We start from the raw sequence: 2375 nt of genomic DNA, 5'->3' as shown, positions 1-2375 counted from the left end.
GTACGGGGAGTTCCACGTACTGAAAAACATTAATCTAGACGTTAAGAAAGGCGAAAAAATCGTAATTTGTGGACCTTCTGGTTCAGGTAAATCGACTATGATTCGCTGTATTAACCGTTTAGAAGAGCACCAAAAAGGCCAGATTATCGTTTCTGGTAACGAGTTGACGGAAGATTTGAAGAACATTGAAGCCGTTCGTCGTGAAGTGGGCATGTGTTTCCAACACTTTAACCTCTTCCCTCACTTAACAGTGCTTGAAAACTGTACGCTTGCTCCTATCTGGGTGAAGAAGATGCCTAAAGAGGAAGCAGAAGCGATTGCGATGAAGTATTTGGAGCGGGTTAAGATTCCAGATCAAGCTGACAAATTCCCAGGCCAACTGTCTGGTGGTCAACAACAGCGCGTGGCAATTGCTCGCTCTCTATGTATGAGCCCACAAGTTATGTTATTTGACGAGCCGACTTCAGCACTCGACCCTGAGATGGTACGTGAAGTACTTGACGTAATGGTTGAGTTAGCAGAAGAAGGTATGACCATGCTTTGTGTAACTCACGAAATGGGCTTTGCCAAAGAAGTTGCCGATCGCGTCATCTTTATGGATGCCGGTGAGATAATTGAAGAGAACAACCCAGTTGATTTCTTTGAGAATCCTCAGTCAGATCGAACGCAAAACTTCCTAGCGCAGATTCTACACCACTAAGAGTGGGACTTGAATCAAAGGGGTGACTAAGGTCGCCCCTTTTTAGTTGTTAAATTGTGTTACATATTTCAAAATACATAAGTTGCTATTTCTATTATTATTAAATTTGCTACTACAGCATGTGAGGCTTGATCTTTTGGTCATTCGACCTCATAAATGTAGATATAAATAAAATCTTACGAGGAAGATTATGAACAGTCCTATGTTTACTCGCACTTCTAGCCAAGAAAGTGCTCTACAGACCAACAAAGTACTGCGTAACACCTACGCACTACTTTCAATGACACTGCTATGGTCAGCAGTCGTTGCTGGTGTTTCTATGGCGATGAACCTTCCTCGCCCAGGCCTAATCATCATGCTTGTCGGTTTCTACGGCTTACTTTTCTTAACTGAGAAGAACCGCAACAACAGCATGGGCTTAGTGTTCACCTTCCTATTCACTGGCTTCCTTGGTTACACCATAGGCCCAATTTTGAATGCCTATATTGGCGCAGGAATGGGCGACGTAGTTCTGATGGCTTTGGGTGGTACAGCACTATCGTTTATGGCGGCTTCCGCTTACGCACTAACGACTAAGCGTGACCTATCTATGATGGGCGGTCTAATGCTATCGCTATTCGTTGTACTTGTAGTAGGTATGATTGCCAGCTTCTTTATCCAATCAACGATTCTGCACCTTGCGCTGAGCAGCTTGTTCATCGTCTTCTCTACCATGGCAATTCTAATGACCACTCAAGGCATTATCCGTGGTGGTGAAACAAACTACATCTCTGCGACAGTGACTCTGTACGTATCTATCTACAATATCTTCATCAGCCTACTAAGCATTCTAGGCATTATGAACGATGACTAATTTGTTATAGACAGATGATAACTCCCAAGCCCGAAAGCTAACCCTTTCGGGCTTTTTCTTTCTTGCTATCTTGTTCAATCAAGGTATGCTGCGCTACCCTGTTGAAGTTGATATTAATTAGGATCGTAAAATGTTTGAGTACAATGGCAAACAAATCGAAACTGACGCTCAAGGTTACCTACTCGACCATACAGATTGGGAACAAGGGATGATTTCGATACTGGCGGAGCAAGAAGGTATTGAGTTAACCGATGCGCATCTCGAAGTCGTCCATTTTGTGAGAGACTTTTACGAGGAGTTCAATACGTCCCCAGCGGTTCGCATGCTTGTCAAAGCGATGGAAAAAGCGCACGGCCCCGATAAAGGAAACAGCAAATACTTGTTTAAGCTGTTTAAGCAAGGACCAGCAAAACAAGCAACCAAACTTGCTGGACTGCCAAAACCAGCTAAGTGCTTATAAATTTCGTGATTAAGATTCTATAGCCCACTATAGGATCTTAAATCCCTTAAACGGCTTATACGATATTGACTCGCGGATTAAGTTGTCTACTCGCGCACTTCTAGGACCTTGTTCCAACCATGTCGCCATTGCTTCAATCTGCTGCGAATTACCACACACTACCACTTCGACATCGCCATTAAACAAGTTCTTTGCATAGCCCGTCGCCCCAAGTTTTAGGCCTTGATAAGAGGTGTGGTAACGAAAGCCTACACCTTGAACCAGACCGGAGACTGTGAACCTTTCGCAACTTTGTTCCATTCTCTATACCTCTATTTTTAACTCAATGATATATTAGAAATATCTCTTATTCTTACCCATAC

The 2375-nt window shown here is 43.3% G+C and carries 4 protein-coding genes; 3 read left to right on the top strand and 1 reads right to left on the bottom strand.

Features of this window, described 5'->3' with window-relative positions; all coding sequences use genetic code 11:
• From QTO00_RS18130 to QTO00_RS18120, 3 genes are all read left to right on the top strand, one after another.
• On the top strand, positions 1-700 hold a 700-nt coding region (locus QTO00_RS18130), incomplete at its 5' end, for an amino acid ABC transporter ATP-binding protein (RefSeq protein ID WP_331426026.1).
• Positions 701-890: 190 nt separating this feature from the next.
• A complete protein-coding gene (locus QTO00_RS18125) occupies positions 891-1553 on the top strand; it encodes a Bax inhibitor-1/YccA family protein (protein ID WP_331426025.1) in 663 nt (220 codons plus the stop codon).
• A 130-nt stretch (positions 1554-1683) separates the two neighbouring features.
• Positions 1684-2013 carry a TusE/DsrC/DsvC family sulfur relay protein gene (locus QTO00_RS18120; RefSeq protein ID WP_331426024.1) on the top strand — a complete coding sequence of 110 codons (330 nt, stop codon included), beginning with the start codon at positions 1684-1686 and terminating at the stop codon, positions 2011-2013.
• Between the two features lie 27 nt (positions 2014-2040).
• Here QTO00_RS18120 and yccX read toward each other — a convergent pair whose 3' ends face one another.
• Entirely contained in the window at positions 2041-2313 is a 273-nt protein-coding gene (yccX, locus tag QTO00_RS18115; protein ID WP_331426023.1) for an acylphosphatase, read from the bottom strand.
• Positions 2314-2375: the final 62 nt, after the last annotated feature.

The sequence above is a fragment of the Vibrio sp. M260118 genome (assembly GCF_036533755.1).
Classification (GTDB): Bacteria; Pseudomonadota; Gammaproteobacteria; order Enterobacterales; family Vibrionaceae; genus Vibrio.
The sequence above is the reverse complement of the archived record's forward strand: the minus strand, read 5'-3'. Positions and strand labels throughout refer to the sequence as shown.